Raw genomic sequence first — 26,172 nt, 5'->3', positions numbered from 1 at the left:
CTTCAGGACGTTGCAGATTGGGCGGCTGCCAGCTGGCGCAACGTGGCTTTACGCTGCTCAGCGGGCAGTTTCGCCAGCTGTTCAACCGCGTGATAAAACGTTTGCCAGTCGCCATCACTGTTTTTAAACAAGGCTGCGAAGCCTGACACCCACTGGTCGTAAAGGCCGAAAGGCAGCAACTTGGCGTTATTCATAGGGGCATAGACCCACGCGTCAAAGCGCGTGTTACCCCCCCACTGCTGATCACGTAACTGACGGTAGGCTTCGCGCATTCGCTCAAATTCTTCAGCTTTACGTTGGCGCATCTGCGGGGCTGTTAATGGCTGAGCGTAAAGCTGCTGCAAACGTTGTCGGGTTTGCAGCACCAGGCCAATGAATTGATCACGTTGCTGCACTGCGCGCATATCTGGCGAAGGCAAGCCTTGCCGGGCACGCCATTGGCGGGTGCCCTCTTGCTCGACGAAGGTGGCGAAGGACTCGTTGAATTCAGTGTCGTCTTTGACATAAAAACGCTGGTGCGCCAGTTCGTGAAATATCACGCTGGCAAGGCGCTCATCGCCCCAACTGAGCATGGTGTTGAGGATGGGGTCATCAAACCAGCCCAGCGTTGAGTACGCTTCAACGCCCCCCACAAATACGTCCATGCCTTGTTGGTTTTGCAGGGCGGCTTCTCCCCGCGCGCCGCCCACGGAGTAATAACCACGGTAGGCCACGCACCCGGCAATCGGGAAGCAATGGGTCACGGGGTTGAGTGAAAACGGCGGCGTGGCGAACACGTTCCACACCACATAGGGCCGTTTGAGGTCGGCGTACACGCGATAGCTCGGGTTGTCTGGCAGGTGCAAGTGTTGACTGGCAAAGGTGCGCGCTGCCTGGGCTTTGACCAGTTGCTGACGCAGGGCCGCAGGGCGTTGCGGGTCTGCGATCACCTTGGCCACCGGTTCGCGGGCCTGCAAAACGTGCAGTTGGCCGCTGGCCAGTTGCGAGTAGTAGCCCAGGCTGGAGCAGCCATTGAGTAAGGCCAGTACAACGAGGGTCAGCGCACGGCGAGCAAGTGGTGTCATACAACAATCCAGAAGAAGACTGCCGCAAGCCTAGCGCCTGAGCAGGGCTGCACGCCACAGCATTGCGGATCGGCGCTATGCTGGCACTTCAATCCCTTATGGAAAATGACTATGCGCACGTATTTGTTGCTGGGGATGGCTTGCCTGCTGAGTGCGTGTGTCAGTACGCCACTGCCCAAGCCGGACCCGAGCCTGGCGTGGGTTGACCTCGAAACGCAAACCGGCAGGCTGGTGATGGCTGAACGCCTGGATCATCAACGCATGACCGACGGCCGCTATTTTCAGGTTTCACCGGGTAGCCATGAGCTGATGGTGCGCTTTGATTACGAGGTGTTTATCGGGGGGATGAGCCAGTTCAGTAACCCACAAGAACGGCTGTGCTACATCACGCTCAATTACGCCGACTTCCAGCCTGGCCAGCGCTACCGTTTGCAAGCGCGCTCTTTGGGGTTCAACGCCTACGCCCGGCTCTACAGCGCCGAGGGCAAGGTGTTGGCACAAGAGCGGCTGGTCAACTGCTTGCCGTAGCGATCAATTGTCGTTCTTTTGGTAGATGATTTTTTTGGTGCCGTTTTCGCAGGTCCCGACCACCATGTTCTGATCGTGGACCTCTTCATTGCTCACGATTTCAAGCGTGTAAGAGGGCACATTGTTGGCCTGGATCTTGGCCTCGATCTCCGCTTTCAATTCTTCGCAAGGCTTGGGTGCTGCCCATACGGAAGTGGCCAAGGCGCTACAGATGACAGCCAGAGCAATACGTTTCATGGTGAGACTCCCTTGATAGCAAAATGCAACGTCATAGGTTGACGCCAATGCGGCTCATTCGATCACATTTGGCAACATCTATGACTGATCCAAGGCATCGCAAGCCATGTCGTCATCGGCCCGTGCCCTAGCAGGCGGGCCGATGGCGCCATGTCCAATCAGCTCAGCAAGGTTGCGTCGAGGGTGATTTTTGCGTTGAGAACCTTCGACACCGGGCAGCCTTCTTTAGCCTTGGTGGTCAATTCGGCGAATTTTTCCTGGGTGGCGCCCGGCACTTTGGCTTTGAGCACCAAATGCACGGCAGTGATGGCAAACCCACCCTCGACTTGATCCAGTGTGACTTCGGCCGTGGTGTCGATGCTGTCGGCTGTGAGGCCGGCATCGCCAAGAATCATTGACAAAGCCATCGAGAAACAGCCGGCATGGGCGGCGCCGATCAGTTCCTCCGGGTTGGTGCCTTTGCCGCCTTCAAATCGGGCCTTGAAGCCGTAAGGCGCGTCACGCAATACGCCGGTTTCAGTGGAGATGGAGCCGATGCCGGTTTTAAGATCGCCTGCCCAATGAGCCGATGCTGTCTTTTTAATACTCATGCGTGCCTCCTGAAGAGCGGCGTGAAGGTTTCACGCCTTATGTAGAGTTGTGAGGGTAGTCGGCGGCACAAAGTTCATCCTGTCAGACCAATCGTCTTTTTTAGTGGCTCATTTCATAGGTTGCTATTGAAACTCGGGTATATGCCCATATTGCAAAGAACACTGGCAGGTTTTGGCGAGCGTCTTGGCCTGCGTCCCACTAGGAGTAGCTGGCTGATGACAACCCTGTCCGACATCAAATTCTCGACCCTTGACCTGGTGCCTGTGCGTGAAGGTGGCAGCCCTGCGCAAGCGCTGCGCAATTCGCTGGATCTGGCGCAGCATGTTGAAAAGTTCGGCTACAACCGTTTTTGGGTGGCTGAACACCACAACATGGACGGCATCGCCAGCTCGGCCACTTCGGTGCTGATTGGCTATCTGGCGGGCGGTACGTCGACCATTCGTGTTGGGTCGGGCGGCGTCATGCTGCCCAACCATGCGCCGCTGGTCATTGCTGAACAATTTGGCACCCTTGAAAGTCTCTATCCGGGCAGAATCGACCTCGGTCTGGGGCGTGCGCCGGGTTCCGACCAAATGACGGCGCGCGCACTGCGCCGGGAACGGTCGGGAAGCGCCGATGACTTCCCCGAAGATGTGGCCGAGCTGGTGCGTTATTTAGGCCCCCGCACCCCGGATCAGCGCGTGATTGCCATGCCTGGCACTGGGACCAATGTGCCGGTCTGGTTGCTCGGTTCCAGTTTGTTCAGTGCGCAACTGGCAGGTGAGCGCGGCTTGCCTTACGCGTTCGCCTCACATTTCGCGCCCCGCCTGATGCACGAGGCTATCCGCGTTTACCGCAATCACTTCAAACCTTCAGCCGTACTCGATAAACCCTACGTGATGCTCGGCGTACCCTTAGTGGCCGCTGACACGGATGAGCAGGCGCAGTATCTGGCGACGTCGGTGTATCAGCGCATTCTGGCGTTGATGCGTGGGCAAAGTCTGGTGCAGCGTGCGCCCGTCGATACGATGGACGGCCTATGGCTGCCCCATGAGAAAGACGCGGTGATGAGTTTTCTCGGTTTGGCCATGGTCGGTAGCCCTGAAAAAATCCGCGCCAAACTGGCCGTTCTGATTGAGCAGACGGGAGCGGATGAACTGATTTTTACCTCTGATCTCTATGAGCACGCCGACCGCATTCATTCTTATGAATTGCTGGCGCAGGTCATGAAGCAGGGTTAAACGCGGCTGGTTTTTATAGCTCGTCCTTCAAGCGATAACTATTTACCACCTGATGACCCCTCGGGGTCGTCAGGCTGGCATGACCTTGTTCTCCTCTGGTCATGAGCATGCCTTCTTCCCTGCACCATCACACGCCGGCTCTGGCGGCCTTTGACCCTCGCGGGTTGAACGTTCGCAGCGTGGCGTATCACCGACTCTCATCTGAAGATCAGATCCAAGCGCGTGTCAGCTGTCAGGTGTATGGGAGCAGCGGGTTTCTGCTCGAACAGTGGGACCCGCGCTTGCATCGCTTACGCCAGCGCGAACCACACACCCGCGCAAATCAAGGCAGCCATTTCAGCCTCGGCGGGCACCTGCTGCTCACCCGCAGTGTCGATGCGGGTCGGCGCTGGTTTTTACGTGGGCCGGCGGGGCATGTGCTGACGCGTTGGGACTCGCGTGGCGGGCGGCAACGTTATGAGTTCGATCAAGCGTTAAGGCTAACGTCGACCTTTGAACACGGCGCACATGAAGCGCGGGAGCGTTGTGTCGAGGCACTGTCTTATGCAGGCAATACCGCCCAGGACCTGGCCGCCAATCGTTGTGGCCGTTTGATCCGTCACGATGACGCGTGCGGCACCTTGCACTACGACCACTATGCGTTCATGGGGTCGCTGTTGAGCGAGCAGCGCACATTTCGTCGCGCCCTAGACCCTGTGGACTGGCCGCTCTCAGTGTTTGAACGCGATGAGGCCCTGCACGCACAGCGCTTCACCACGACGTGGCAATACAATGCGTTGGGTGACGTGGTGGCGCAAATCGATGCCAAGGGCCATTGCCAGCACACCGTTTACGGCATTGACGGGTTGGTGCGTGAGAGTGCCCTGACCCTCAAAGACGGTGTGCGCCAAGTGTTGCTCGATCAACGTGTGTGTAACGCCAGCGGCCGGGTCCAGTCGGAGCGCGCGGGCAACAACGTAATGACGGTTGCACACTATTGTGCGTTCGATGAGCGTCTGGAGCGTTTGGTGGCATACCGTGCGGGTCAGTCGCATGCGCCGTTGCAAGCGCTGGCTTATGAATACGATCACGTCGGTAATATCACGCACATCCGTGACGACGCCCAACCGGTGCGCTGGTCGAGCAACACGCAAGTCAGTCCTGACAGCACCTATGTGTATGACTCGCTGTATCAACTGATCCGCGCCACGGGTCGAGAAAACGCGCATAACGGGGCCGGTCCTGCGCTAGCGCAATATGTGGGCTTTGGCGCAACGGACGACAGCGTGTGGCGTCGTTATACGCAAAACTACCGCTATGACGAGGCCGGGAACTTGACGCACTTGCAGCATCAAGTGAGTTCGGGGCAAGGCTATAGCCGCACCCTGGAAGTGGCCGCGGGCAGCAATCATGGGCTGCTCAATATCGATCCTGCACACACGCCAGTTAATCCGGGGTTGGGCAGCGGGTTTGATTTGAATGGCAACCAGCACGCGTTGCTGGCCGGGCAAACGATGCATTGGACTGTTGCCAATCAATTGGCCAGGGTCACGCTCGTGCGCCGCGACCACGGCCGTGACGACGAAGAAGTCTACGGGTATGACGCAGCCGGGCAGCGTGCCCGCAAGGTGCGTACAACCCTGGCCGGTCAGCGCTCCCACACGCAGCAAGTGCTTTACTTGCCTGGCCTGCAAGTGCGCCATGACACCGCGACGGGTGAGCAATTGAATGTCATTACCGCTCAGGCAGGGCGGTGCTCAGTGAGGGTGTTGCAGTGGGACCAGCATCGTGAGCAGGCCATTCCCGATCATCAGCAGCGCTTTAGCCTGACGGATCAGGTGGGCAGCAGCACTCTGGAACTCAATGGTCAGGCGCAATTACTGAGCCAGGAGTGTTATTACCCCTTTGGTGCCACCGCGTGGTGGGCGGCCAAAAACAAGGCTGAGGCCGCGTACAAAACGATCCGGTATGCAGGTAAGGAGCGCGATGCCAGCGGGCTGTATTACTACGGTTTCAGGTATTACGCCCCGTGGTTGCAACGTTGGGTCAGCCCAGACCCCGCGGGAGATATAGAAGGGCTCAACGTGTACGCCATGGTGTCCAATAATCCAGTCTCCCAAACCGATAATTTCGGTTTGAATGGTGCTTTTGCGGACACCAGGCCCGAGCGCGTTCAAGCGCTGGACCGTTTCTTGCGAGACAGCTTCCCCGGCACCTATCTACAAACCCTGGACGCATTTGATCACCGATACACGGCATACACCGGGCCACATGCGCAGGTCCTCGATGCGGTGCTGGCTCAAGGCTATAGCTACGAAGACATTAAAATGTACAACACGTCTTTAAATATTCGCGCCACCCGACCGGCCAATATCATGGAGGGGCTGAGCGATATTTATATTGCGTCGTCCAGCTACTTCAACGAAACCGCTCGCTGGCTGACCAACCCTGCGATTAATCCTGAGCCGGAGATGCAGTTGGGATCGCATGAGATTGTAAGCAAGTATGAAAAAATGCGGCCTGATGATTGGTCAGCCTATGACCCGGAGCGCTCGGGTATGAGCGATGCTTTGAGTCTCCCCCCGGCGGCAGCGGTCAGCTTGTTCAACAGGTTGATAAAAAGTAATCCCGAAGGGCAGGCGACCACTTATCGAGGCCACAGGGTGAGTGATATGGGCTTGAAAGCTTTGACCGCTCAGGCCCGTGAAGGCAAAACCCTGCGCACTGAGCAGTTTTTGTCCGTCAGCGACAAAATCAGCGTGGCCCGATCGTTTGCCCTGGGCACCTATGACTCGCGCCCGGGGGCGTTGCACCCCGTCATGCTGACAGTAAAGGGGACGAGTGCGATGGTTGTGAACGCACCGGTGGATGAAGCCGAGCGGGTATTTGCGCTGAAGACAACCTTCACGATCAGGCCCGCCGGGCTGTCTGAAATGCTTGTAAGGACGCTCGTCCCGAGTGCGACCCACTTTGTATTGCAAGAAGTCAGCGTTCCTAAAGCACAGCGTAAAAACCTGGCCTTCATGACCGACCCCAGGGGGCATTTCAGGTCTTAGCCCTCACCACAATCAGCAGGAAAACCTCTGGCCCTCAGTGAACCTGCGGGCCATTAAAACGGGGCATCACCCAGAATCGTGGCGCGGTGCATCACGCGCCGGTTCGGACGGTAGTCATCCACAGCGTAATGCTGGGTGACGCGGTTGTCCCAAAAGGCCACATCGTTTTGCTGCCAGCGCCAGCGAATGGTGTATTCGGGGCGGGTGGCGTGGGCAAACAGCAGCTTGAGGATTGCTTCGCTCTCGGCCTCTGAAAGCTCGTTGATCCGCGTGGTAAAACCTTCGTTGACGAACAGGGACTTGCGACCGCTGACCGGATGCGTGCGAATCACCGGGTGTGATAGCGGCGGGTTGTTTTTACGGGTTTGATCCCAGCGGGCGAAGTCTTCGGGTGTGGAGCCAAAGCGCTCCAGCGGGAACGATTTAGTGAAGTCATGTGTGGCCGTCAGCCCATCCAGCAACCGTTGCAGCGGTTTTGATAACCCTTCGAATGCAGCAATGCCACTGGCCCACAATGTGTCACCGCCGAACGCAGGCAGTTGTTTGGCGCTCAGCACGGCACCCATGGCTGGCGTTGGCAAAAATGTAACGTCGGTGTGCCAGACCGCGTTGTCGCGTACATCGGTCACGGCGGTGTCCAGCACCAGCACTTCTGGCTGTTCGGGCACGTTGGGGTAAATCGGGTGAATGTGCAGATCGCCGAAATTGGCTGCAAAACGTGCTTGCTGTTGCGGGGTGATGGACTGGTTCTTGAAGAAGATCACCTGGTGAGTGAGCAGCGCTTGTTCGATGGCATCGCGCTGTTCGAGGCTCAACGGCTGAGTCAGGTCAACGCCTTCAATCTGGGCGCCAAGGGCAGAGCTAAGGGGGGTAAGGGTCAGGCTCATGGTTATTCTCTTCATCAGCGCGCCGATTGATCAGCGTCGTGTTTATTCGAAAAAGTTAGTGAGCCTGGCCGTGCCACGGCACCAGCTTGCGTTGCAGGGCGCGCAGGCCCATTTCCATGGCGAAGGCGATGATGGCTATCACCAAAATGCCCAGCACCACCACGTCGGTGACCAGAAATTGCGCGGCGGACTGCACCATAAACCCCAAACCACTGGTCGCTGCGATCAACTCGGCGGCCACCAAGGTCGACCAGCCCACGCCCAAACCAATGCGCACGCCGGTCAAAATGTCCGGTAAGGCGCTGGGTAAAATCACATGGCGAATCAACTGCCAGCGGCTGGCCCCCAACGATTGTGCGGCGCGCACTTTGGCCGGATCGACAGTGCGTACGCCGGTGGCGGTGGCAATGGCGATGGGGGCGAAAATGGCGAGGTAAATCAACAGCACTTTCGACAGTTCGCCAATACCGCACCAAATCACGATCAGCGGCAAATAGGCCAGTGGTGGGATCGGTCGATAGAACTCGATCAGCGGGTCGAAAATCCCTCGTGCAATTCGGTTATGGCCAATCGCGATGCCCACCGGGATGGCCGTCAAAATCGCAAAGCCCAAGCCCAGCCCGATGCGGCTCAGGCTTGCGCCCAAGTGCTGCCACAAGGTTGAGTCCATGTAGCCTTTTGTCGCCAACAACCAGCCTTTTTCCAGCACGGCCGAAGGTGGCGGTAAAAACAGCGGCTCGATCAAACCCGCGGCGGTGACGGCCCACCAGAGGGCGATCAACGTGATCAGGGTCAGCACACTGATCCAGCGGGTGCTCAGGCTGCGCTTGATCGGGCGTGGCGCATGGGGCACGGCGACCGAGGCCTGGTTGCTTGTCAATTCATAACTGCTCATGCGTGCTCCTGCCGCTGAGCGGCGCCGCGTTGCGAAAACACGCGTTCAAGCACGTGCTCGCGGGTTTCAATAAAGCGCGGGTCTGACTTGATCGAACGTGCCGATTCACCCGCGTTATAACGCTGGCCGAAATCCAGGGTCAGGCGCTCAACAATACGGCCGGGGTTGGGGGCCAACAGAATCAGGTCGGTGGCCAAAAACACCGCCTCCTCGATGTCATGCGTGATCAGAAATACCGGTTTGGCAGTGCGTCGGCACACTTGCAGGAGCAGCTCTTGCATTTGCTCGCGGGTAAAGGCGTCGAGCGCGCCAAAAGGCTCGTCCATCAGCAATACCCGAGGGTCGGCAGCCAAGGCGCGGGCCAGACCTACGCGTTGTTTTTGCCCGCCCGACAGTTCCCAGACGCGGCGTTTTTCAAAACCGGACAAATCCACCAGGGCCAGCATGTCGCGAGCACGTGTCTCACGTGGGGCTCGTGCAACGCCTGCCAACTCCAGGCCGAACGCGACGTTGGCCAGCACGTCTTGCCAAGGCAACAAAACATCATCCTGAAACACCACGCCACGTTCGGCGCTTGGACCGTGAACCGGAGCCCCGTCAAGGGTGATGCGTCCACCACTGGGTTCGACAAAGCCTGCGATCAAATTCAATAACGAGGTTTTGCCGCTGCCCGACGGGCCGAGTGCAACCAGCAGTTGCTGAGGGCCGAGGTTGACGGAAATATCCGACAGTACCGGCTCAGCAGCCCCCGGATACTGTGCGCTGATGCGCTCCAGTGATAACAAGGCCATGACGGGCGACTCCTGAATCAGCGTGAGTTATTGGGCAATAAAGCGGGCGTTTACTGAAGGCGCGTAATCGGGCAGAACGGCGTCAACCTTGCCTTGCTCTTTGAGGAAGGCCGCAGTATCAGCCAAGGCTTTAGTGGTGGGTGCGCCGAGCAACACCGCTTGGTCGGTGGCTAGCGGGTACACGTTGCCTTGCAGCAATAAAGGGATGTCAGCGGCTTTGGCACCCGAGAGCTTCACCAGTTTGTCGACGTTGCTCTGATTGGCCAGCCAGGCTTTCGGGTCTTTGTGGTAATCGGCGTAGGCATCCAGGGTCACCTTGGCAAACGCCTTGACGATGTCCGGGTGTTTGGCCGCGAAGTCTTTGCGCACGATCCAGGCATCGAAGGTCGGTGCGCCTAATTTGCTCAGCTCGCCCGAGGTGATCAGGACCTTGCCGTTTTCTTTGGCGCTACCCAATGCCGGATCCCACACGTAGGTCGCGTCAATATCGCCGCGCTTCCAGGCGGCAACAATCGCCGGCGGTGCCAGGTTCAGAATCGTCACGGTTGAGGGGTCAATGTTCCAGTGCTTGAGCGCGGCCAGCAGGCTGTAGTGCCCTGTGGATACAAAGGGTACGGCGATTTTCTTACCGACCAGATCCTGTGGGCTGTTGATACCCGAACCATTGCGGGCGACCAGGGCTTCAGCGCCGCCGATCTGGGTCGCGATCAAAAAGGTTTCAACCGGCACATTACGGGTGATGGCCGCGGTCAGCGGGCTTGAACCCAGGTAGCCGATTTGCACGTCACCCGACGCAATGGCGGCAATGATATCGGCGCCGTTATCAAATTTGCGCCACTTGATGTCGGCTTGAGTGGCCTGTTCATAAGCACCGTCGGCCTGGGCGACTTTTGCCGGGTCTACGGTGGTTTGGTAAGCCACGGTGACGTCGGTGGCAGCCTGTGCGAAGAAGCTGGCAGTCGCCAGAGACAAAGCCGCCAGAAGGCGAAGGGGAGAATGCAATTTCACGATGAAGCTCCTCGACAGGCGGCCGGAGATCGGCAGAGTGCGAGGTTAAATGATCTAAGAATGGCTAAATAAATAACTTTTAAGCATTAGCTTATGAAGTTCTGCATCCCTCTTACCCGCGCGCGTAACACGACTGATGCGGGGTTTTTTTCTACAGCTGATCTGCCGCGCAGCGTTATACCTTTAGGGACTTAAAAATTTCATAAAATTCTGTTTAGAAATTAGACCAAAGGCCGATAGCATCCCTTCACCCGAGCGTAGGAAGTTTCTTTGTATATAGCTATTAGGTCTTAAAAGTTTAGAAATAAACCTTTTTGGGTTTAACCAAAAGCCATTACCCTACGCACAAATGACGGATGACTAGACAAAGGTCGTAGACATGAATAGTTACGATTGACTTGTCAGTCACGGTCTGGCGCTAATCGCGCATCTCTAGCACCGAAACGTCAGATTTCGGGTTAAAGAACTACAAAAATTAGAAAAGCAAAGGAGCAAGACAATGAACAAGTCCACCTTGGCCGTGGCTGTGGCCGTAGGTTTGTTGGCGCAACAAGCAGGCGCTGCCGGCTTCATCGAAGACAGCAAGGCAACCCTGAAGCTACGCAACTTCTACATCAATACCGATAACCGCGACTCGGGTACCAAAGCGGCTGGCGCTCAGAACAAGCAGGAAGAGTGGGGCCAAGGCTTCCAGCTGGACTACACCTCGGGCTTCACCCAAGGCACCGTCGGTTTCGGTGTGGACGCTATCGCGCTGTTGGGCGTGCGTCTGGATTCGGGCGGCGGGACTAATGGTGTTGGTTCGTATGGCGGCACGGTTTTCCCGAGCAAGTCCAACGGCGACGCGGTAAATGAATATTCCAGCCTGGGCCTGACAGCCAAAGCCAAGATCTCCCAGACCGAACTGCGTTACGGCACCCTGATGCCCAAACTGCCGGTCATTTCCTATAACGATGGTCGTCTGCTGCCTCAGACCTTTGAAGGTGGCCAAATCACCTCCAATGAGTTCAAGGACCTGACCCTGATCGGTGGTCAGATCGAGCACGTTAAAGGCCGTAACTCCAGCAACAACGAACAGATGTCGATTGGTGGTGCGAACGCTCGCACAGCCAACAGCAACAAGTTCATCTACGCCGGTGGCGACTACAAGGTCACCAAAGACCTGTTGCTTCAGTACTACTACGGCAACCTGGACAAGTTCTACAAACAGAACTTCCTGGGCCTGGTACATAACTGGTCGATTGGTCCGGGCGTGTTGAAAACGGATCTGCGTTATTTCAACAGCCGTGATGACGGCAAAAACGGTTATGACTCCTCGTACTTCAGCAACGGCGATTACAGCAACAGCGTGCTGAAAAACGGTAAAGGTAAAGTCGACAACAACCTGTACAGCGGCTTGTTCCTGTACACCGTTGAAGGTCACACCTTCGGTGGTGGTTACCAGGTGAGCAACGGCAGCAGCGACTTCCCGTGGTTGAACCAGGGTGACGGTTCGTCGAACTACACCATCACTGACATGCAAATCCAGAAGTTTGGCCGTGCCGGCGAACGTACTTGGCAAGCACGCTACTCGTATGACTTTGCCAAGGTTGGCGTACCGGGCCTGACGGCCGGTGCGGTGTACCTGCGTGGCGATAACATCGACACCTATGGCAAAAGTGGCCAGACCAGCAATGGCGCTTCCGAGTGGGAACGTGACATCACGGTGGCCTACGTGGTGCAAGAAGGTCCGTTGAAAAATCTGGGCGTAATGTGGAAAAACGCCATGTGGCGCAACGACATTGCTGGCCAACGCGATCAGGACGAAAACCGTCTGATCGTCAGCTACTCGATCCCGTTGCTGTAATTCGGGCGTAGCGCAAAGGTAAGAAAAATCCTGCCCGGCGCAATGCCGGGCAGGGTGTTTACCGAAGACCAGAACGATCAATTCGCAACACATTAATAGTCGCAGCTCCCTGCCGCTCCCCTTGCCTAAACCTGAGTCCAGAGTGGACCCGGTGCTGGGGTGCGTCCAATGAAACAGTTTTTAATATTCACTTTTGATCTAAGTCAATAGTCATTCATTCTTTTAAATTAAGTCATGCCACAGGCAGAGTGAACGCTCACTGCCTCGCCATCTCTTATAAAAAGGAACTGCACCATGAGCCTTAGGCTCGGCGATATCGCCCCCGATTTTGAACAGGATTCCAGCGCTGGCAATATCCCTTTTCATGAGTGGCTGGGCGACAGTTGGGGCGTATTGTTTTCGCACCCGGCGGACTTCACCCCGGTGTGCACCACAGAGCTGGGCTTCACCGCCAAACTCAAAGATGAGTTCGCCAAGCGCGGCGTCAAAGCCATTGCACTCTCCGTCGACCCGGTGGACTCGCACCACAAGTGGATCGAGGACATTAACGAAACGCAAAACACCGTGGTCAACTTCCCGATCCTGGCCGATGCCGATCGCAAGGTGAGCGATCTTTACGACCTGATTCATCCCAATGCCAGCGACACCCTCACCGTGCGCTCATTGTTCGTGATCGACCCGAACAAAAAGATTCGCCTGACCATCACCTACCCGGCCAGTACGGGGCGCAACTTCAATGAAATCCTGCGAGTAATCGACTCGCTGCAACTCACCGACAACTACAAAGTCGCCACCCCGGCCAACTGGCAGGACGGTGACGACGTGGTGATCGTGCCCTCGATCAAGGACGAAGAGGAGATCAAACAACGCTTCCCCAAAGGCTACCGCGCGGTGAAGCCTTACCTGCGTCTGACGCCCCAACCGAACAAGTAGGGCCTGGCCAACCCGCGCTCAGGGATGAGCGAGGGGTTGATAGCGCTCAATATTGCCGCCCAGTCGACTGATCACCAAGGTGAGGGAGTCGGCGTTACAAACAATGACATTGAAACGAACCTGCGGGTCGTTCAAAAAAGCCAGGCGCGCCTGATCCAGTGTCGGGGCGCCAGTCACCGCCAGAATGCGTTGTTGGGTATTTGCAGGCAGGCTTGTAGTTGAAGGGGCGGCCGCGTTCTGGTTTATGAACAGGTCACTGATCGTTGTCGACCTGGATAATGCCGTGGTCTGCAAACTCGATAGCTGGTCGAGGATGTTATGAAATGGCGCTGCGCTATTTTTTAGTAGCTCGACGTAAGGCGACCCCGAATTCAGGTAGGCAATGTCCACGGTCTTGGCCGTTTGATGCGACACCTCGTGAATAAGCGTGGTTGCGCGAAAGTGCAGATTGAAGTCGAACGGTGGATGGGTGGGTTTTAACCCCAACATGATGCCGGTGTTGAAAGGGTCAAGCAGTGTCTGAAAGAACCCTTCGTAAATGTAGATGTACTTGCGCGTGTCATTGATCAGTACGAAGGCCAATTCAGACTGATTAGTAGGCACATGGCGAAGCAAGACGTAGCGCTCGGAGTTAAGGGGGTTCATTGAGGGCTTTAGCAGGCGGCCCAAAATTGAATTAATCGCGGTTTCAATTTTTTTGACCTGACTGGGCATGATGCCTGGGCTGCCGAAAAAATCTTCAAGCCACTGACGGTGCTGCTCGTATTGGCGCCCCGGATTGTGCAGACGCTTTAGAACCTTTTTTGCCTCGATCAAGTATTCAATCGCCCGCTGGTGAGCCGCTTCAATCGCAGCGGCTTTAGCAGGAAAAAGGCTACGGATCTGCGGCATGCCCTCTGCCTCGGTCACCGAGTCAGGAAAACGTCTGGCAGGCACTGCAGGTCTGGACAGTATTGGCCCGCCTCCCAACAAAGGCTCACGCGTGTTCAGCTCCCAGCGATTCAGGCGATCACGTTGTATTGCTGGCCCTGTGCGGTGCTCACCTATATCAATGCGCCAGCGTTGAAGGTCTTTTTTAACCCGATAAATATTGCCGGCCAACACGATGTAGTTCGTCTCGTTGGCCGCGTTGCTATACATGCCGGTTTCTTCATTGAGGGTCATGTCATGAAGGGATACGAGGTGATCAATATAGGGTTGCAGGGTATTCAGTTGCCGGGCCTTGAATAACGAAACTTCGCCAGCGGCGGGGATGGGTTGAGTGACGACCGGGGGTTCTGGGTGCATACCCACGGGAAGTTCATGCGGCCTTTGGGCGGGGCCACTTCGCGCGGTGATCAGCATCATCATGGAGGCTACAAAACGGGTTAGCGCTTCGCCCCAGTGCCCTTCGGCTGCCGCCAGTACCGATGATTTCAATGTGTCTTGTGTCTGCCAAACAGTGATGGGCAGGCTGAGCTTACCCGGCAAAAACATGAGGGCTGTTTCAGCGATCAATGAAAGCAGGGTCTTGAACGATGCCCAGTCGGCTTCTGAGGTGGTGACCGATTGCTGTTTGGCCATATCCAGCAACATCACGGTGTTGTCGTCGTACAAGGTCAAAAATGCATTGCCTTCGATGGCCTCGCTGGAGAGCGTGACCGGGCCGGGTGTTGAATACACATCAAAACTGAAGAAGTCTTGGGAGATGTAGGTGATGTGCGGCTCTTTAAAACCACCGTTATCGTATTTTTTTCGGGTGTAGGGGGTGAGCCTGCTCAGGATTAGCGATTGCAGTGTGGCCCGCGAACACAGGTCGAAAATAAAGTGCTGTTCATCGGGATACTCCTTGAATGAAAAATCCTCGCTGTACGTGGCCCACACCACAAAAGGCCCTTCGCCAGGGGCCTCGGGGCTGATCACATACACCCCTTTCACCGGGTCGGGGGTCGCATCGCTGGATGTGCACAGTTGTAAGCGCCGCAAACGGATCCGCTTGCCGTTGACAGGTTCGCGTGCGCCGCCATCGGGCATGTTCATGACCTGTTCAATACAGCGGTACGCCGCGTCTGTGAGCTGGCCTGCCAACTTAAGGTTGAACGCTGTTTCCAGAACTTGAGGAGGCAGTTGATTACAGAACATCCCGAACCGTGCGGCATAGTCCGGTTTGCCACGGGGCAGTTTTTCACCCAGCAAGGCTCGGTACTGGCCACCGATGTTTAAGTGTCGCACCAGCGTTTTGACTGCGAACTCATTGAGCGCTGGCGGTAACACATTCGCGCTTAGCGAGCGCAGCGATAGCTGCCCTGTCAGTTGCCCAAATCCTCGAAGCGCATACGCTGTGAAGGATTGGATGGTTCTGGACACGGCCCCTCCCGTCGCTGCAATTTGTGCCGTCCAGGCGGGTGATGTGGTAACGGTGACAGTGACCTCAATGTCATGCGGGTCCAGTTCAGTGTGTGGGTAGTCCGCGCTCAGCTGAGCTTTGAGTGCCTTGTAGGCGAAGTCGTTGATATCGGGAATATCGTGCAAGTAGTCGTGGTTGTTTCTGACCGCATCCCGGTAACGCTCTAACAGGTTGGCGTATTCAAGTTGGTCTTGTAAGGGGGCTTCTTTTAAGGCTTTTGGCAGGGCCGCCTCAAACTGCAGCGTGTCAACGTATTGAAGGAGGGCCGTGAGATTGAAACTGTGGCGGATGCGCGTTTTGTAATTAAGAACGCTGTCTTGCAGCATGGCACTTGGCATGTTGATGTCGATGGCTTCGTCCATCACCGCCGACAGGTCTTGTATATGTTGTTGGGTGCTGCTGCGCGACAAGGCTTCTAAAAAGTTGTCCTCGAAAACTTCAAAACTAAAGAGGTCGCTGTTTTCGGCCAGCAGCATTGCCCGGTTGGCAATCACGGTCGCTCGTTGAACACGGCCCAGGGTCGAGATTAATGTCTCGCTCTCTTTGTTATCAAAAAGCCGTTTGCGCAAGGCGGCCTGGCAGGCCGTGAGAGTGGCGAACACTTCGAACTTTTTGGCCGGAGACCAAAAATAAGCTCGCCCGCAACAGGAGGGGTCCAGCCCGCCGCGTTCCGTGATGAGAAAACACTCTTCAAGGGTGGCGGTGATACCGGCCTGGCGCGAATAAAGAATGACTTTAAACACATCGGACACAAAGTGGTAATACGACGCGCGCTCATTGCGCTGCCAGCCCAGGTTGAATATTTCAATGCAGCTTGTGTCGTGCGTTGAGAGTGAGGGGTCATATTGATAAAAATACAGCCCGCTGGCCCAGAGGTTCTTAAGGCGTAAATCAGCCAGTTTTTTAATACCGCTCATGGGTTGGTCAGGCGGTGTTGGCAGTGGGTTTTTTTGTTCGTGCAGCAGCGCTTCGGTGAAGTAATCAATCAGTGCAGCACTAAAGCCCTGCGCCATCGTGAATAACACCCGATGAATCGCTGCACTTTGGGCTGCGTCGATCAGGGTGGCGGGGGTGCTGTCCTGCTGTTTTATTTGATAACGCACACGGGTGTACTTGATCGGTAACGGCGTATGCCCCGTCACGTGCTCCAACAGGGCATCAATCAGGGTTGGCGGTGTGGCAGGGGGGGTGAGCAGCGAAGAGTCATACACCTCTATTTTTTCAATCTCCAGCGCCAGTCTGTTGGTGCTCAACCAGTGCTGAGCGAACAGGTGTTTAACGAATGACGCGACACTGGGAAAGGCTGCCAGGAGCCGGTCGAGCTGGTTATCAAGTGCCTGTAAATCTGTTTTGATTTCCTGGACGGAGGATTTCACAACACTCAATACATTACCTTCGGTTGCGATAGTGCTTTGTCCCAAGGACAGATGAGTGCTCCAGCGCTGCTGATTAAACAGCGGTATCAGCGCCGGGTTCACCAGGGCGCGAATATCCAGTGCGTCATCCAGTACTGCTGATATCAGACCGGCATAGTCCTTCGCGGTATAAGACCCCTGTGGGTAAGCCAGCTTTTTTATCCATTCAGACAAGTAATGCGCATCAGCGATGACTTTTTGAAAAAGCCGTTGTTCTACGGTTGCAAACAGGTTGCCATGAAGCAACGTGTGGCCGAACGCAAGTGGCGACGTCAGGCTTAAGTTTGCGCGATCGCCGCGCGCCATATGGCGCGCTAAGGACGGTTCCAGACCTTGGGGGCCATCAACGCGTTTTTGGAACAGTGATAACGTGACGCGAGGCAAAACGGTGAGCGTGAAATGCGCCCACGAATCAAATACTTCGAGGCCCATGTCGGTCATGACAATGAATTGACCGCGCGTGTCGCCAATAAAGATGCCATACCACCCCTCCCAGGCGATGGGTGAAAACAGCGTTTGATTCATGTGCAACAAAACACTCTGTAGTGGCGCCCCGTTGTTTAGATAGATGCCCCCAAACAGTTGGTTGAATGTGTTCGAACTCACGCGGCCGGAATGTCGCGCCTGGAGGAGTTCGTTCAAAAAGCGGTCACTTAGTTCGTAGACCAGTGTGGCTTGCAACGTCGGAAAGGGCAGTTGAAGGGCGGTCCAGGCCTCCAAGAGTTCCTTGGCAATTTCGGCGTCCAGATCATGGGTTGTACTTGCCATCATCCTGATCAGCTTGAGTTCGATTTCACTGCGACTCGTGATGACTGGCGGGTTGCAGGTAGTAGAGGGCCTGTATTCAACGAACTCACTGTCGACCATGGTGCCTTTCAAGTAGTACTCAAATGCCCAATCCACTATTGGGTGCCCGGCCGTGAGCGAAGTGATGGCGCAGGTTTTTTCAACCGCCCCCGTCGATGGCCCGGCAATGTGAGTGGCTGCTTGAAGTCGTTGAAACAGGGCTGAGCGGGCAGAAGGCAGTTGGGACATTAACGTCACCGTGACAAGCCGGTCGGCGTCGCTTTGATCATCGAACCGCTCACTCATGCTTTCAAACACATCGCCCGCTATACCTGTTTTTACCAACGCAGCGTCGCTGGTTTCTGCCAAACGATGGCGCATAGAGAAAGGCGTGGAATAGATCAACCCAGCCTCCGCGTTAGCCAGGCGGAGGCGTATATGGTCAACAACCTCAGACCATTGGCCAAATGTCTTAAAGCCCTCTACCAGCGAGTACAGGAAGTAGCTGCTGGCGTTGTTGGGTTCGGCACACAGCAGGCAAACGCCTTTAAAGGTGATAGCCGGCGCATTGGGATAGCTGATGCTGAGATGGTACGCATAGCCGCCGATAGCCGGGGGATCGGGCACGGTCTCGCGGGGTGTCGCGCAGGTGTCTATCCACTGTTTTTCAGCCAGCGTGATATCTGCGCGCGCCAGTGCCTCGCGTGCATGGGTCAGAAAACTTTCTTTTACAGAAAGGGGTGAATAAAAAGGGTTCGCAGGCCTCTCGCTCATCATGCATTCCTTGTGAGTAATGACCTGCACCCTATGTCGCCAGACCCGAGGCTGAGAGGTACATAGCTGTTATTTGCGCCCGCGAATGGAGGCGCGAATGCGCCCGTAAACGGCCCGGGGGGACGCAGTTTTAAGAGGGTGTCGAATCCAGGCGGGGTGGGTGCCTGAAAGCATCGCGCTGCATATTCATTTAAGGAATAAACAAATGAATAAATATGATTTATAGATATAAAAATCCCCTGTTAAGGTCTCTTCACTCAAGCGAAAACGCTGACAGCGGTTTGCACACATTCATGCAAGGAAATACCTAGATGCTGGTTGTGACTCTCGGAGGAAGCCCAAGCCAACGATCCCGCTGCGGGGTATTGCTGGACCGCGCCAAAGGTTGGCTCAACCGCCAAGGCGTCGAAGTGGTGAGTTACCAGGTGCGCGATTTCCCAGCTGAGGATTTGCTGCATGCGCGGTTCGACAGCCCGAAAATCATCGACCTGCTGCAACAGATCGAAAACGCCGACGGGTTGGTGATTGCGACACCGGTGTACAAGGCATCTTTTAGCGGCGCCCTGAAAACCGTCCTCGATTTATTGCCTGAACGCGCGCTGAGTCACAAGGTGGTGTTGCCCATTGCTACGGGCGGCAGCATCGCCCATATGCTGGCAGTGGATTACGCACTCAAACCCGTGTTGTCGGCGCTCAAGGCCCAAGAAATGCTGCACGGTATCTTTGCCGATGACAGCCAGATTGCTTATGGCGAAGGCAGCGCTCAAGCACAGTTGGCGCCGGTACTGGAACAGCGCTTGAACGAGTCGCTGGAGCAGTTTTACAGCGCGCTGGCCCGTCGCCCCAAGCCGCTGGCCCCCAACCTTCTGAACGAGCGCCTGGTCGCGGCTCGCTGGAGTATCTGATTTAACGCTTTCCCCACCTTACTGACCCGCTAACGGCTCGGCAGGTGCAACCCGAATCTCGAATAACAAAAGGAGAGCGCCATGCGCCCTGTCATTTTGCGTCGAGGTCTGGTCGCACTGTTAGCTGCGGCTGTGTCCTTCGGCGTCGTGTTAGAAGCTCAAGCAGATGCCCTGCGCATCGGTTATCAAAAATACGGCACGCTGATGCTGCTCAAAGCCAAAGGCACGCTGGAAAAGCGTCTGGCCGAGCAGGGCGTCGAGGTGCAGTGGACTGAGTTCCCCGGTGGCCCACAACTGTTGGAAGGCTTGAACGTCGGCTCAATCGACTTCGGCGTCACCGGTGAAACACCCCCCGTGTTCGCTCAAGCGGCTGGCGCTGATTTGCTCTACGTCGCCTACGAGCCACCGGCGCCCACCAGCGAAGCGATTCTGGTGCCCAAGGATTCGCCGATCACCTCGGTGAAAGACCTCAAGGGCAAAAAAGTCGTGCTCAACAAAGGCTCCAATGTGCATTACCTGCTAGTGCGTGCACTGGAAGACGCGGGCCTGAAGTATTCCGATATCCAGACTTTATTCCTGCCACCGGCGGATGCGCGTGCGGCGTTCGAACGCGCCAGTGTGGATGCGTGGGTGATTTGGGACCCGTACCAGGCCGCCGCCGAGCAACAGCTGCAAGCGCGCACCCTGCGTGATGCCAGCGGTATCGCAGACAACCATCAGTTCTACCTGGCGACCAAGCCGTATGCGCAGCAGCACCCCAAGGTGATCGAAACCCTGGTGGATGAAGTGCGCAACATTGGCGAGTGGGCCAAAGCCAACCCTCAAGAGGTAACCCAACAAGTGGCGCCGCTGCTGGGGTTGTCTCCCGAGATCACCCTCACAGCCGTCAAACGCCAGGGTTACGGCGCGCAGTTTCTGACCCCGGAGGTGATCAACGCACAGCAAAAAATCGCTGACAGTTTTTACCAGCTCAAGTTGATCCCCAAACCGCTGGTGGTCAAAGACGTGATCTGGACGCCCCCGGCCGCTGTGGCCAAAGCCCTCTAACGCTTGCCGTACCCATTTAGGAGACCACTCCATGAGCCTCAATATTTTCTGGTTCCTGCCTACCCACGGTGATGGCCATTACCTTGGCACCAGCGAAGGCGCCCGCGCTGTCGATTACGGTTACCTGCAACAAGTGGCGCAAGCGGCGGATCGGCTGGGTTTTGGCGGGGTATTGATCCCCACCGGCCGTTCCTGCGAAGACTCCTGGCTGGTGGCCGCTGCACTGATCCCGGTGACCCAGCGCCTGAAATTTCTGGTGGCTTTGCGTCCTGGCATCGTTTCGCCCACCGTGGCCGCGCGGCAGGCGGCGACGCTTGATCGTTTGTCGGGCGGGCGGGCGCTGTTCAATCTGGTGACGGGGGGTGACCCGGAGGAGTTGGCCGGTGATGGCCTGTTCCTCAGCCATGAAGAGCGTTACCAGGCGTCGGTGGAATTCACCCGCATCTGGCGCCGTGTACTCGAAGGCGAAACCGTGGACTACGATGGCCGGCACATCAGCGTCAAAGGCGCCAAGTTGTTGTACCCGCCGATCCAGCAACCGCGTCCGCCGCTGTACTTTGGCGGTTCGTCGCTAGCGGCGCAGGATCTGGCCGCCGAACAAGTTGAAATGGTGCTGACGTGGGGCGAGCCACCTGCCGCGGTCGCTGAAAAGATTGAACAAGTGCGCGCCAAAGCCGCCAAGCTGGGGCGCACGGTGCGCTTCGGCATTCGTTTGCACGTCATCGTGCGCGAGACCAATGAAGAGGCATGGAAAGCCGCAGACAAGCTGATATCGCATCTGGACGACGACACCATCGCCCGCGCCCAGGCCTCTTTGGCGCGCTTTGATTCGGTGGGCCAGCAACGCATGGCTGCGCTGCACGGCGGCAGCCGCGACAACCTCGAAGTCAGCCCCAACCTGTGGGCGGGCGTGGGGCTGGTGCGCGGCGGCGCGGGCACGGCGCTGGTCGGTGACGGCCCAACGGTCGCGGCACGGGTTCAGGAATATGCCGACCTGGGCATCGACACGTTCATCTTCTCCGGCTACCCGCACCTGGAAGAGTCTTATCGCGTGGCGGAGCTGTTGTTCCCGCACCTGGATATCGAGCGCCCGGACCTGCCGAAAAGTGCTGGATATGTGAGCCCGTTTGGCGAAATGGTGGCCAACGACATCCTCCCCAAAGCCGCGTCGCAGAGCTGAGGCGGCCATGAGTACAGCGAAGGCTTCACGCCTTAGTAACTTCGGCCACACAGTAGCGCCCTGGGCCTTGCCCGTGTTGTTGTTGGCGGTGTGGCAGCTTTCGGTGTCGGCCGGTTGGTTGTCGACGCGCATTCTGCCCGCGCCCAGTGCCGTGTTTGCGGCAGGCGTTGAGCTGGTGCGCAGTGGCGAGATCTGGAAGCACCTCGCCATCAGCGGCTGGCGCGCCGGGTTGGGCTTTGTCATTGGCGGCAGTATTGGCCTGGCCTTGGGCTTTATCACCGGCCTGTCAAAGTGGGGCGAACGCCTGCTCGACAGCTCGGTGCAAATGATCCGCAACGTGCCGCACCTGGCGCTGATTCCGCTGGTGATCCTGTGGTTCGGGATTGATGAGTCGGCGAAGATTTTTTTGGTCGCGCTGGGCACGTTGTTCCCCATTTACCTCAACACCTATCACGGCATCCGCAACGTTGACCCGGCGCTGGTGGAGATGGCGCGCAGCTATGGCCTGTCCGGTTTCAGTCTGTTTCACCAGGTGATTTTGCCGGGCGCGTTGCCATCGATTCTGGTGGGCGTGCGGTTCGCGCTGGGCTTTATGTGGCTGACGCTGATCGTGGCTGAAACCATCTCTGCCAGTTCCGGCATTGGCTATCTGGCGATGAATGCCCGGGAGTTTTTGCAGACCGACGTGGTGGTGCTGGCGATTGTTTTGTACGCGGTGCTCGGCAAGTTGGCCGACAGCGCGGCCCGAGGTCTGGAACGCGTGTGGTTGCGTTGGCACCCGGCGTATCAAGTGGTTAAAGGCGGTGCAGCATGACGGCTCAACAACCCCCGCGCTTGCGTCAGGGCATACCGCTGGCGATCAACGGCCTGCAAAAATCCTTTGGCGAGCGCCGCGTACTGCGCGACATCAACCTGCACATCCCGGCCGGTCAATTTGTGGCTGTCGTGGGGCGCAGCGGTTGTGGCAAAAGCACCTTGATGCGCCTGCTGGCCGGGCTGGATCAGCCCACGGCGGGGCAATTGCTGGCAGGCAGCGCGCCGCTGCAAGACGCGCACGACGACACCCGTTTGATGTTTCAGGAAGCGCGTTTGCTGCCATGGAAAAAAGTCATCGACAACGTGGGCCTGGGGCTTAAAGGCGATTGGCGTGCCAAAGCGCTCAAGGCGCTGGAAGAGGTCGGTCTGGCCGAGCGCGCCCACGAGTGGCCCGCTGCGTTATCGGGCGGACAAAAACAGCGTGTGGCCTTGGCCCGCGCGCTTATTCATCAACCGCGTTTGCTGTTGCTGGACGAGCCTCTGGGTGCGCTTGACGCACTGACCCGCATCGAGATGCAGCAACTGATCGAACGCTTGTGGCGCCAGCATGGTTTCACTGTGTTGCTGGTTACCCACGACGTCAGCGAAGCGGTGGCCATTGCTGATCGGGTGATCCTGATTGAAGACGGCGAAGTGGGGCTGGACCTCCTCGTCGAACTGCCCAGACCGCGCGTGCGTGGCTCACATCGGCTGGCGGCGCTGGAAACCGAAGTCCTTAACCGAGTGCTTGCTTTACCTGGCTTGCCGCCTGAGCCAGAACCCGTTGCACCGTTGCCTACGCAATTGCGTTGGGCGCAATAACCTCAGTTTTCTCTCCCAAGACAGGAATCGACACCATGACCATTAAAGCCATCAACGTGCGTAACCAGTTCAAAGGCCACATCAAGGAAATCGTGCTGGGCGACGTGCTGTCTGAAATCGACGTACAAACGGCTTCGGGCATCGTCACTTCCGTCATCACCACCCGCTCGGTCAAAGAGCTGGAGCTGGTGGTGGGCAGCGAAGTCATCGCGTTTGTGAAATCCACCGAAGTGTCGATCGCCAAGTTGTAAGCGTGGGTTACCCACAACCCCGAACGGCGTAAGCCTTTCGGGGTTTTTGACGTGTGGGAAGGGCGAAATCTGTAGCAGGGGGGAGTCAGACCGCCATTGGCGCCGTCATGGGCGCATGGTGCTCATACCCTTCGAGGCTGAAGTCACTCGGCTCGATCAAACCCAGCCATTCGGGCTGATAAACGCCGGTCTTGGCAAACTCAGGCACACGGTCCGAGATCACCAGTTTGGGCATCGGGAACGGCTCGCGGGTCAGTTGCTCGTTGAGCATGTCCAGGTGGTTCTCATACACATGGGCGTCGCCGATGAAGTAGGTGAACCAGCGCGGCGTGTAACCGGTCAGACGGCCGATCAGGCTCAGCAGCGCCGCGCCTTCGGTCAGGTTGAACGGCGTGCCCAGGCCCAGATCGTTGGAGCGAATGTAGAGGGTCAGGGAAATTTCCTTGGTCTCGACATTGGGGTGGAACTGATACAGCAGGTGGCACGGCGGCAGGGCCATTTCGTCGAGTTGGGCGCAGTTCCAGCCGTGGAACAAAATGCGGCGGCTGCCCGGGTCGTTGATGATGGTGTCCACGCACTGGCGCACTTGGTCGATGGCCTTGTACAGCACCACGTAAGCCTGGCCGTCTTCCTCGCCTTCTGCGATCTGGCGGTAGCCCTGGCTCAGGCACAACTCGATGGCGGCCTGATTGCTGCGTGCCACTTGTTTGTAGGCGGGCCATTTGCGCCATTGCACGCCGTAGATTTCACCGAGGTCGTCTTCACCCTGACGGAACGGATTGGCCAGCCATTGGGCGTTTTCGTTGGCGTTCTGATCCCACACTTTGCAGCCCAGCGCGCGGAAGTCGGCGGCACTGTTGACGGGGCGCAAGAACCCGCACATTTCGCCAATCGCCGATTTGAACGCCATGCGCCGGGTGGTGATGGCCGGAAAGCCTTCTTTGAGGTCGTAGCGCAACATGGCGCCGGGCAGACTGATGGTCTTCACGCCGGTACGGTTGGCTTGCAGGGTGCCGTTTTTAATGACGTTGGCAACGAGGTCGAGATATTGCTTCATGGTTTTCCTACCGTTTGAATGCAGGGCCGGGCAGCCCTGCGATTCGAATTTATTGCGCTGTTTTCTGTGTCGCCGAGTCGCGGTGGTAAGCCCACCAGATCAACAGCAGACCACCGACAATCATCGGGATGCAGAGGATTTGCCCCATCGTCACCCAGCCGAACGCCAGATAGCCTAGCTGAGCATCCGGCACGCGGACGAACTCAACGATGAACCGGAAGATGCCGTAGAACAGGGCGAACATGCCGGAAACGGCCATGGTCGGGCGCGGTTTGCGCGAGTACAGCCAAAGAATCAGGAAGAGTGCCACACCTTCGAGGGCAAACTGGTAAAGCTGCGACGGATGACGCGCCAGTTGCTGCGGGTCGGTGGGGAAAATCATCGCCCACGGCACGTCGCTGGCCTTGCCCCACAACTCGGCATTGATGAAGTTACCGATGCGCCCGGCCCCCAGACCAATCGGCACCACCGGGGCAATGAAGTCCATGATCTGGAAGAACGACTTGTTGTTGCGCTTGCCAAACCACCAGGTAGCCAGCATCACGCCAATCAGCCCGCCGTGGAACGCCATGCCGCCTTTCCATACTTCAAAAATCAGCAGCGGGTTGGCGATGTAAGCGCTCAGGTCGTAGAACAGCACGTAGCCCAAGCGACCGCCGACAATCACGCCCATCGCCACCCAAAACACCAGGTCAGAGAGTTTCTCTTTGGTCCAGGTCGGGTCGAAGCGGTTGAGGCGGCGCGACAGGATCAGCCAGGCGGCGCCAATGCCGATCAGGTACATCAAGCCGTACCAATGGATTTTCAGCGGGCCGATGGCCAATGCCACCGGGTCAATCTGCGGGTAAGGCAGCATTGCGACTCCTTGTTAGATCAGGAAACTCACACCGACACAGAACAACAGTGCGGCAAACAGCCGTTTCAGCAGACGCGGCGAAAGCTTATGGGCCAAACGCGCACCGAAACGGGCGAAAAACATGCTGGTCAGGGCAACCCCCAGCAACGCCGGCAAGTACACAAACCCAAGACTATGCGCGGGCAGGTCGGGGTTGTGCCAGCCAATGATCATGAAACTTAATGCACCCACCAACGCAATCGGCAAGCCGCACGCCGCCGAAGTGGCGACCGCTTGCTGCATCGGCACACTGCGCCAGCTCAGGAACGGCACGGTCAAGGAGCCACCGCCCACCCCGAAAATCGCCGAGGCCCAGCCAATTACCGTACCGGCCAGGGTCAGACCGACTTTGCCCGGGACCGTTCGGCTGGCCTTGGGTTTAAGCTCCAGGGCCATTTGTACGGCAATGACCAAGGCAAACACGCCAATGATCTTTTGCAAATGGGGGCCGGCGATTGCTTCGGCTGTGAGTGCGCCAATGCCCGCGCCGATCAAAATACCCAGCGCCATCCACACAAACAGCGCCCAGCGCACCGCGCCTTTGCGGTTGTGTTCACGGATCGAGTTGATCGAGGTAAAGATGATCGTCGCCAGGGACGTGCCCACGGCCAAGTGAGTCAGCACCTGGGGGTTGAACCCCTGCAAGGTGAAACTGAACACCAGCACCGGAACGATGATAATCCCGCCACCGACCCCAAACAGCCCGGCCAAAACCCCTGCGAAGCCTCCCAGCACCAGATAGAGCAGAAATTCCATGACGCCCCCCAAATGTGATCCGCATGGTAACGGAGCAACGGCTTAGGCTCCACACATGGCGCGAGACG

22 protein-coding genes are annotated in these 26,172 nt (G+C 57.3%); 11 read left to right on the top strand and 11 right to left on the bottom strand.

Annotated features, from left to right (window positions below; translation table 11 throughout):
• Nucleotides 1-2: 2 nt before the first annotated feature.
• Nucleotides 3-1,064 carry an aminopeptidase gene (locus ACP7A4_RS07280; protein WP_426246192.1) on the bottom strand — a complete coding sequence of 354 codons (1,062 nt, stop codon included), beginning with the start codon at nt 1,062-1,064 and terminating at the stop codon, nt 3-5.
• A gap of 111 nt (nt 1,065-1,175) precedes the next feature.
• On the opposite strand from ACP7A4_RS07280, the gene ACP7A4_RS07275 reads away from it, so the two are divergent.
• A complete protein-coding gene (locus ACP7A4_RS07275) occupies nt 1,176-1,592 on the top strand; it encodes a hypothetical protein (protein WP_203302042.1) in 417 nt (138 codons plus the stop codon).
• Nucleotides 1,593-1,595: 3 nt separating this feature from the next.
• On the opposite strand, the gene ACP7A4_RS07270 is transcribed toward ACP7A4_RS07275, so the two are convergent.
• Nucleotides 1,596-1,829 carry a DUF1161 domain-containing protein gene (locus ACP7A4_RS07270; RefSeq protein WP_048363943.1) on the bottom strand — a complete coding sequence of 78 codons (234 nt, stop codon included), beginning with the start codon at nt 1,827-1,829 and terminating at the stop codon, nt 1,596-1,598.
• A gap of 158 nt (nt 1,830-1,987) precedes the next feature.
• A complete protein-coding gene (locus tag ACP7A4_RS07265; RefSeq protein WP_059765740.1) occupies nt 1,988-2,419 on the bottom strand; it encodes an OsmC family protein in 432 nt (143 codons plus the stop codon).
• 216 nt (nt 2,420-2,635) lie between these two features.
• Between ACP7A4_RS07265 and ACP7A4_RS07260 the strand changes: the two genes are divergently transcribed.
• Both ACP7A4_RS07260 and ACP7A4_RS07255 read left to right on the top strand, forming a co-directional pair.
• Nucleotides 2,636-3,640: an LLM class flavin-dependent oxidoreductase gene (locus tag ACP7A4_RS07260; protein WP_059765738.1), complete on the top strand. Its 1,005-nt coding sequence runs from the start codon at nt 2,636-2,638 to the stop codon at nt 3,638-3,640.
• A 107-nt stretch (nt 3,641-3,747) separates the two neighbouring features.
• A complete protein-coding gene (locus tag ACP7A4_RS07255; protein ID WP_426246189.1) occupies nt 3,748-6,675 on the top strand; it encodes an RHS repeat-associated core domain-containing protein in 2,928 nt (975 codons plus the stop codon).
• Between the two features lie 53 nt (nt 6,676-6,728).
• Here ACP7A4_RS07255 and tauD read toward each other — a convergent pair whose 3' ends face one another.
• From tauD to tauA, 4 genes are read right to left on the bottom strand one after another with little or no spacing between them, the layout of a single operon-like run.
• The gene (gene tauD / locus ACP7A4_RS07250) at nt 6,729-7,562 is read right to left on the bottom strand and encodes a taurine dioxygenase (RefSeq protein ID WP_048363946.1); all 834 of its coding nucleotides are present in this window, start codon (nt 7,560-7,562) and stop codon (nt 6,729-6,731) included.
• Between the two features lie 55 nt (nt 7,563-7,617).
• Nucleotides 7,618-8,457 (bottom strand): taurine ABC transporter permease TauC, encoded by an 840-nt coding sequence (tauC, locus tag ACP7A4_RS07245; RefSeq protein WP_426246186.1) that lies wholly within the window; start codon nt 8,455-8,457, stop codon nt 7,618-7,620.
• The gene (gene tauB, locus ACP7A4_RS07240; protein ID WP_059765732.1) at nt 8,454-9,248 is read right to left on the bottom strand and encodes a taurine ABC transporter ATP-binding subunit; all 795 of its coding nucleotides are present in this window, start codon (nt 9,246-9,248) and stop codon (nt 8,454-8,456) included. Before tauB ends, tauC begins: the two co-directional genes overlap by 4 nt.
• Before the next feature lie 27 nt (nt 9,249-9,275).
• Nucleotides 9,276-10,256: a taurine ABC transporter substrate-binding protein gene (tauA, locus tag ACP7A4_RS07235; protein ID WP_203302039.1), complete on the bottom strand. Its 981-nt coding sequence runs from the start codon at nt 10,254-10,256 to the stop codon at nt 9,276-9,278.
• A gap of 499 nt (nt 10,257-10,755) precedes the next feature.
• On the opposite strand from tauA, the gene ACP7A4_RS07230 reads away from it, so the two are divergent.
• Together ACP7A4_RS07230 and ACP7A4_RS07225 are read left to right on the top strand one after the other, a co-directional pair.
• Nucleotides 10,756-12,102 carry an OprD family porin gene (locus tag ACP7A4_RS07230; protein ID WP_203302038.1) on the top strand — a complete coding sequence of 449 codons (1,347 nt, stop codon included), beginning with the start codon at nt 10,756-10,758 and terminating at the stop codon, nt 12,100-12,102.
• Between the two features lie 294 nt (nt 12,103-12,396).
• Nucleotides 12,397-13,035 carry a peroxiredoxin gene (locus tag ACP7A4_RS07225; protein ID WP_426246183.1) on the top strand — a complete coding sequence of 213 codons (639 nt, stop codon included), beginning with the start codon at nt 12,397-12,399 and terminating at the stop codon, nt 13,033-13,035.
• 18 nt (nt 13,036-13,053) lie between these two features.
• On the opposite strand, the gene ACP7A4_RS07220 is transcribed toward ACP7A4_RS07225, so the two are convergent.
• On the bottom strand, nt 13,054-18,396 hold the full coding sequence (locus tag ACP7A4_RS07220; protein WP_426246181.1) for a dermonecrotic toxin domain-containing protein: 5,343 nt from the start codon (nt 18,394-18,396) through the stop codon (nt 13,054-13,056).
• 311 nt (nt 18,397-18,707) lie between these two features.
• Between ACP7A4_RS07220 and ssuE the strand changes: the two genes are divergently transcribed.
• The 6 genes from ssuE to ACP7A4_RS07190 all read left to right on the top strand — a co-directional run bounded on the left by ssuE (nt 18,708) and on the right by ACP7A4_RS07190 (nt 23,396).
• Complete coding sequence (ssuE, locus tag ACP7A4_RS07215) at nt 18,708-19,301, top strand: NADPH-dependent FMN reductase (protein WP_426246179.1); 594 nt, start codon at nt 18,708-18,710, stop codon at nt 19,299-19,301.
• 81 nt (nt 19,302-19,382) lie between these two features.
• Nucleotides 19,383-20,348, top strand: a complete 966-nt coding sequence (locus ACP7A4_RS07210) for a sulfonate ABC transporter substrate-binding protein (protein ID WP_426246177.1) — start codon at nt 19,383-19,385, stop codon at nt 20,346-20,348.
• 31 nt (nt 20,349-20,379) lie between these two features.
• The gene (ssuD, locus tag ACP7A4_RS07205; RefSeq protein WP_426246175.1) at nt 20,380-21,528 is read left to right on the top strand and encodes an FMNH2-dependent alkanesulfonate monooxygenase; all 1,149 of its coding nucleotides are present in this window, start codon (nt 20,380-20,382) and stop codon (nt 21,526-21,528) included.
• Nucleotides 21,529-21,535: 7 nt separating this feature from the next.
• Nucleotides 21,536-22,342: an aliphatic sulfonate ABC transporter permease SsuC gene (gene ssuC / locus ACP7A4_RS07200; RefSeq protein ID WP_426246173.1), complete on the top strand. Its 807-nt coding sequence runs from the start codon at nt 21,536-21,538 to the stop codon at nt 22,340-22,342.
• Nucleotides 22,339-23,145, top strand: coding sequence for an aliphatic sulfonates ABC transporter ATP-binding protein (gene ssuB / locus ACP7A4_RS07195; RefSeq protein WP_203302033.1), 807 nt, complete (start codon nt 22,339-22,341; stop codon nt 23,143-23,145). The genes ssuC and ssuB overlap by 4 nt, the downstream gene beginning before the upstream one ends.
• Before the next feature lie 35 nt (nt 23,146-23,180).
• Nucleotides 23,181-23,396 carry a TOBE domain-containing protein gene (locus tag ACP7A4_RS07190; protein WP_003444581.1) on the top strand — a complete coding sequence of 72 codons (216 nt, stop codon included), beginning with the start codon at nt 23,181-23,183 and terminating at the stop codon, nt 23,394-23,396.
• Between the two features lie 85 nt (nt 23,397-23,481).
• On the opposite strand, the gene ACP7A4_RS07185 is transcribed toward ACP7A4_RS07190, so the two are convergent.
• The 3 genes from ACP7A4_RS07185 to ACP7A4_RS07175 are packed head-to-tail and all read right to left on the bottom strand — an operon-like array spanning nt 23,482 to nt 26,104.
• On the bottom strand, nt 23,482-24,453 hold the full coding sequence (locus tag ACP7A4_RS07185; protein ID WP_203302032.1) for a thymidylate synthase: 972 nt from the start codon (nt 24,451-24,453) through the stop codon (nt 23,482-23,484).
• A 49-nt stretch (nt 24,454-24,502) separates the two neighbouring features.
• Nucleotides 24,503-25,309 carry a prolipoprotein diacylglyceryl transferase gene (gene lgt, locus ACP7A4_RS07180; RefSeq protein ID WP_048363959.1) on the bottom strand — a complete coding sequence of 269 codons (807 nt, stop codon included), beginning with the start codon at nt 25,307-25,309 and terminating at the stop codon, nt 24,503-24,505.
• Between the two features lie 12 nt (nt 25,310-25,321).
• On the bottom strand, nt 25,322-26,104 hold the full coding sequence (locus tag ACP7A4_RS07175) for a sulfite exporter TauE/SafE family protein (RefSeq protein WP_059765705.1): 783 nt from the start codon (nt 26,102-26,104) through the stop codon (nt 25,322-25,324).
• Nucleotides 26,105-26,172 lie beyond the last annotated feature (68 nt).

The sequence above is a fragment of the Pseudomonas sp. TWR3-1-1 genome (genome assembly GCF_049896545.1).
Lineage (GTDB): Bacteria > Pseudomonadota > Gammaproteobacteria > Pseudomonadales > Pseudomonadaceae > Aquipseudomonas > Aquipseudomonas weihenstephanensis.
The sequence above is the reverse complement of the archived record's forward strand: the minus strand, read 5'-3'. Positions and strand labels throughout refer to the sequence as shown.

Excerpts from the sequence above, each read along its gene's own strand:
- ssuD (WP_426246175.1), top strand. The coding sequence starts at position 20,380 with ATGAGCCTCAATATTTTCTGGTTCCTGCCTACCCACGGTGATGGCCAT.
- ACP7A4_RS07255 (WP_426246189.1), top strand. The coding sequence starts at position 3,748 with ATGCCTTCTTCCCTGCACCATCACACGCCGGCTCTGGCGGCCTTTGAC.
- ACP7A4_RS07265 (WP_059765740.1), bottom strand. The coding sequence starts at position 2,419 with ATGAGTATTAAAAAGACAGCATCGGCTCATTGGGCAGGCGATCTTAAA.
- tauB (WP_059765732.1), bottom strand. The coding sequence starts at position 9,248 with ATGGCCTTGTTATCACTGGAGCGCATCAGCGCACAGTATCCGGGGGCT.
- tauD (WP_048363946.1), bottom strand. The coding sequence starts at position 7,562 with ATGAGCCTGACCCTTACCCCCCTTAGCTCTGCCCTTGGCGCCCAGATT.
- ACP7A4_RS07190 (WP_003444581.1), top strand. The coding sequence starts at position 23,181 with ATGACCATTAAAGCCATCAACGTGCGTAACCAGTTCAAAGGCCACATC.
- ACP7A4_RS07270 (WP_048363943.1), bottom strand. The coding sequence starts at position 1,829 with ATGAAACGTATTGCTCTGGCTGTCATCTGTAGCGCCTTGGCCACTTCC.
- ssuC (WP_426246173.1), top strand. The coding sequence starts at position 21,536 with ATGAGTACAGCGAAGGCTTCACGCCTTAGTAACTTCGGCCACACAGTA.
- ACP7A4_RS07185 (WP_203302032.1), bottom strand. The coding sequence starts at position 24,453 with ATGAAGCAATATCTCGACCTCGTTGCCAACGTCATTAAAAACGGCACC.
- ACP7A4_RS07210 (WP_426246177.1), top strand. The coding sequence starts at position 19,383 with ATGCGCCCTGTCATTTTGCGTCGAGGTCTGGTCGCACTGTTAGCTGCG.
- ACP7A4_RS07175 (WP_059765705.1), bottom strand. The coding sequence starts at position 26,104 with ATGGAATTTCTGCTCTATCTGGTGCTGGGAGGCTTCGCAGGGGTTTTG.
- ACP7A4_RS07280 (WP_426246192.1), bottom strand. The coding sequence starts at position 1,064 with ATGACACCACTTGCTCGCCGTGCGCTGACCCTCGTTGTACTGGCCTTA.
- lgt (WP_048363959.1), bottom strand. The coding sequence starts at position 25,309 with ATGCTGCCTTACCCGCAGATTGACCCGGTGGCATTGGCCATCGGCCCG.
- ACP7A4_RS07275 (WP_203302042.1), top strand. The coding sequence starts at position 1,176 with ATGCGCACGTATTTGTTGCTGGGGATGGCTTGCCTGCTGAGTGCGTGT.
- ACP7A4_RS07225 (WP_426246183.1), top strand. The coding sequence starts at position 12,397 with ATGAGCCTTAGGCTCGGCGATATCGCCCCCGATTTTGAACAGGATTCC.
- ACP7A4_RS07230 (WP_203302038.1), top strand. The coding sequence starts at position 10,756 with ATGAACAAGTCCACCTTGGCCGTGGCTGTGGCCGTAGGTTTGTTGGCG.
- ACP7A4_RS07260 (WP_059765738.1), top strand. The coding sequence starts at position 2,636 with ATGACAACCCTGTCCGACATCAAATTCTCGACCCTTGACCTGGTGCCT.
- ssuB (WP_203302033.1), top strand. The coding sequence starts at position 22,339 with ATGACGGCTCAACAACCCCCGCGCTTGCGTCAGGGCATACCGCTGGCG.
- ssuE (WP_426246179.1), top strand. The coding sequence starts at position 18,708 with ATGCTGGTTGTGACTCTCGGAGGAAGCCCAAGCCAACGATCCCGCTGC.
- tauC (WP_426246186.1), bottom strand. The coding sequence starts at position 8,457 with ATGAGCAGTTATGAATTGACAAGCAACCAGGCCTCGGTCGCCGTGCCC.
- ACP7A4_RS07220 (WP_426246181.1), bottom strand. The coding sequence starts at position 18,396 with ATGAGCGAGAGGCCTGCGAACCCTTTTTATTCACCCCTTTCTGTAAAA.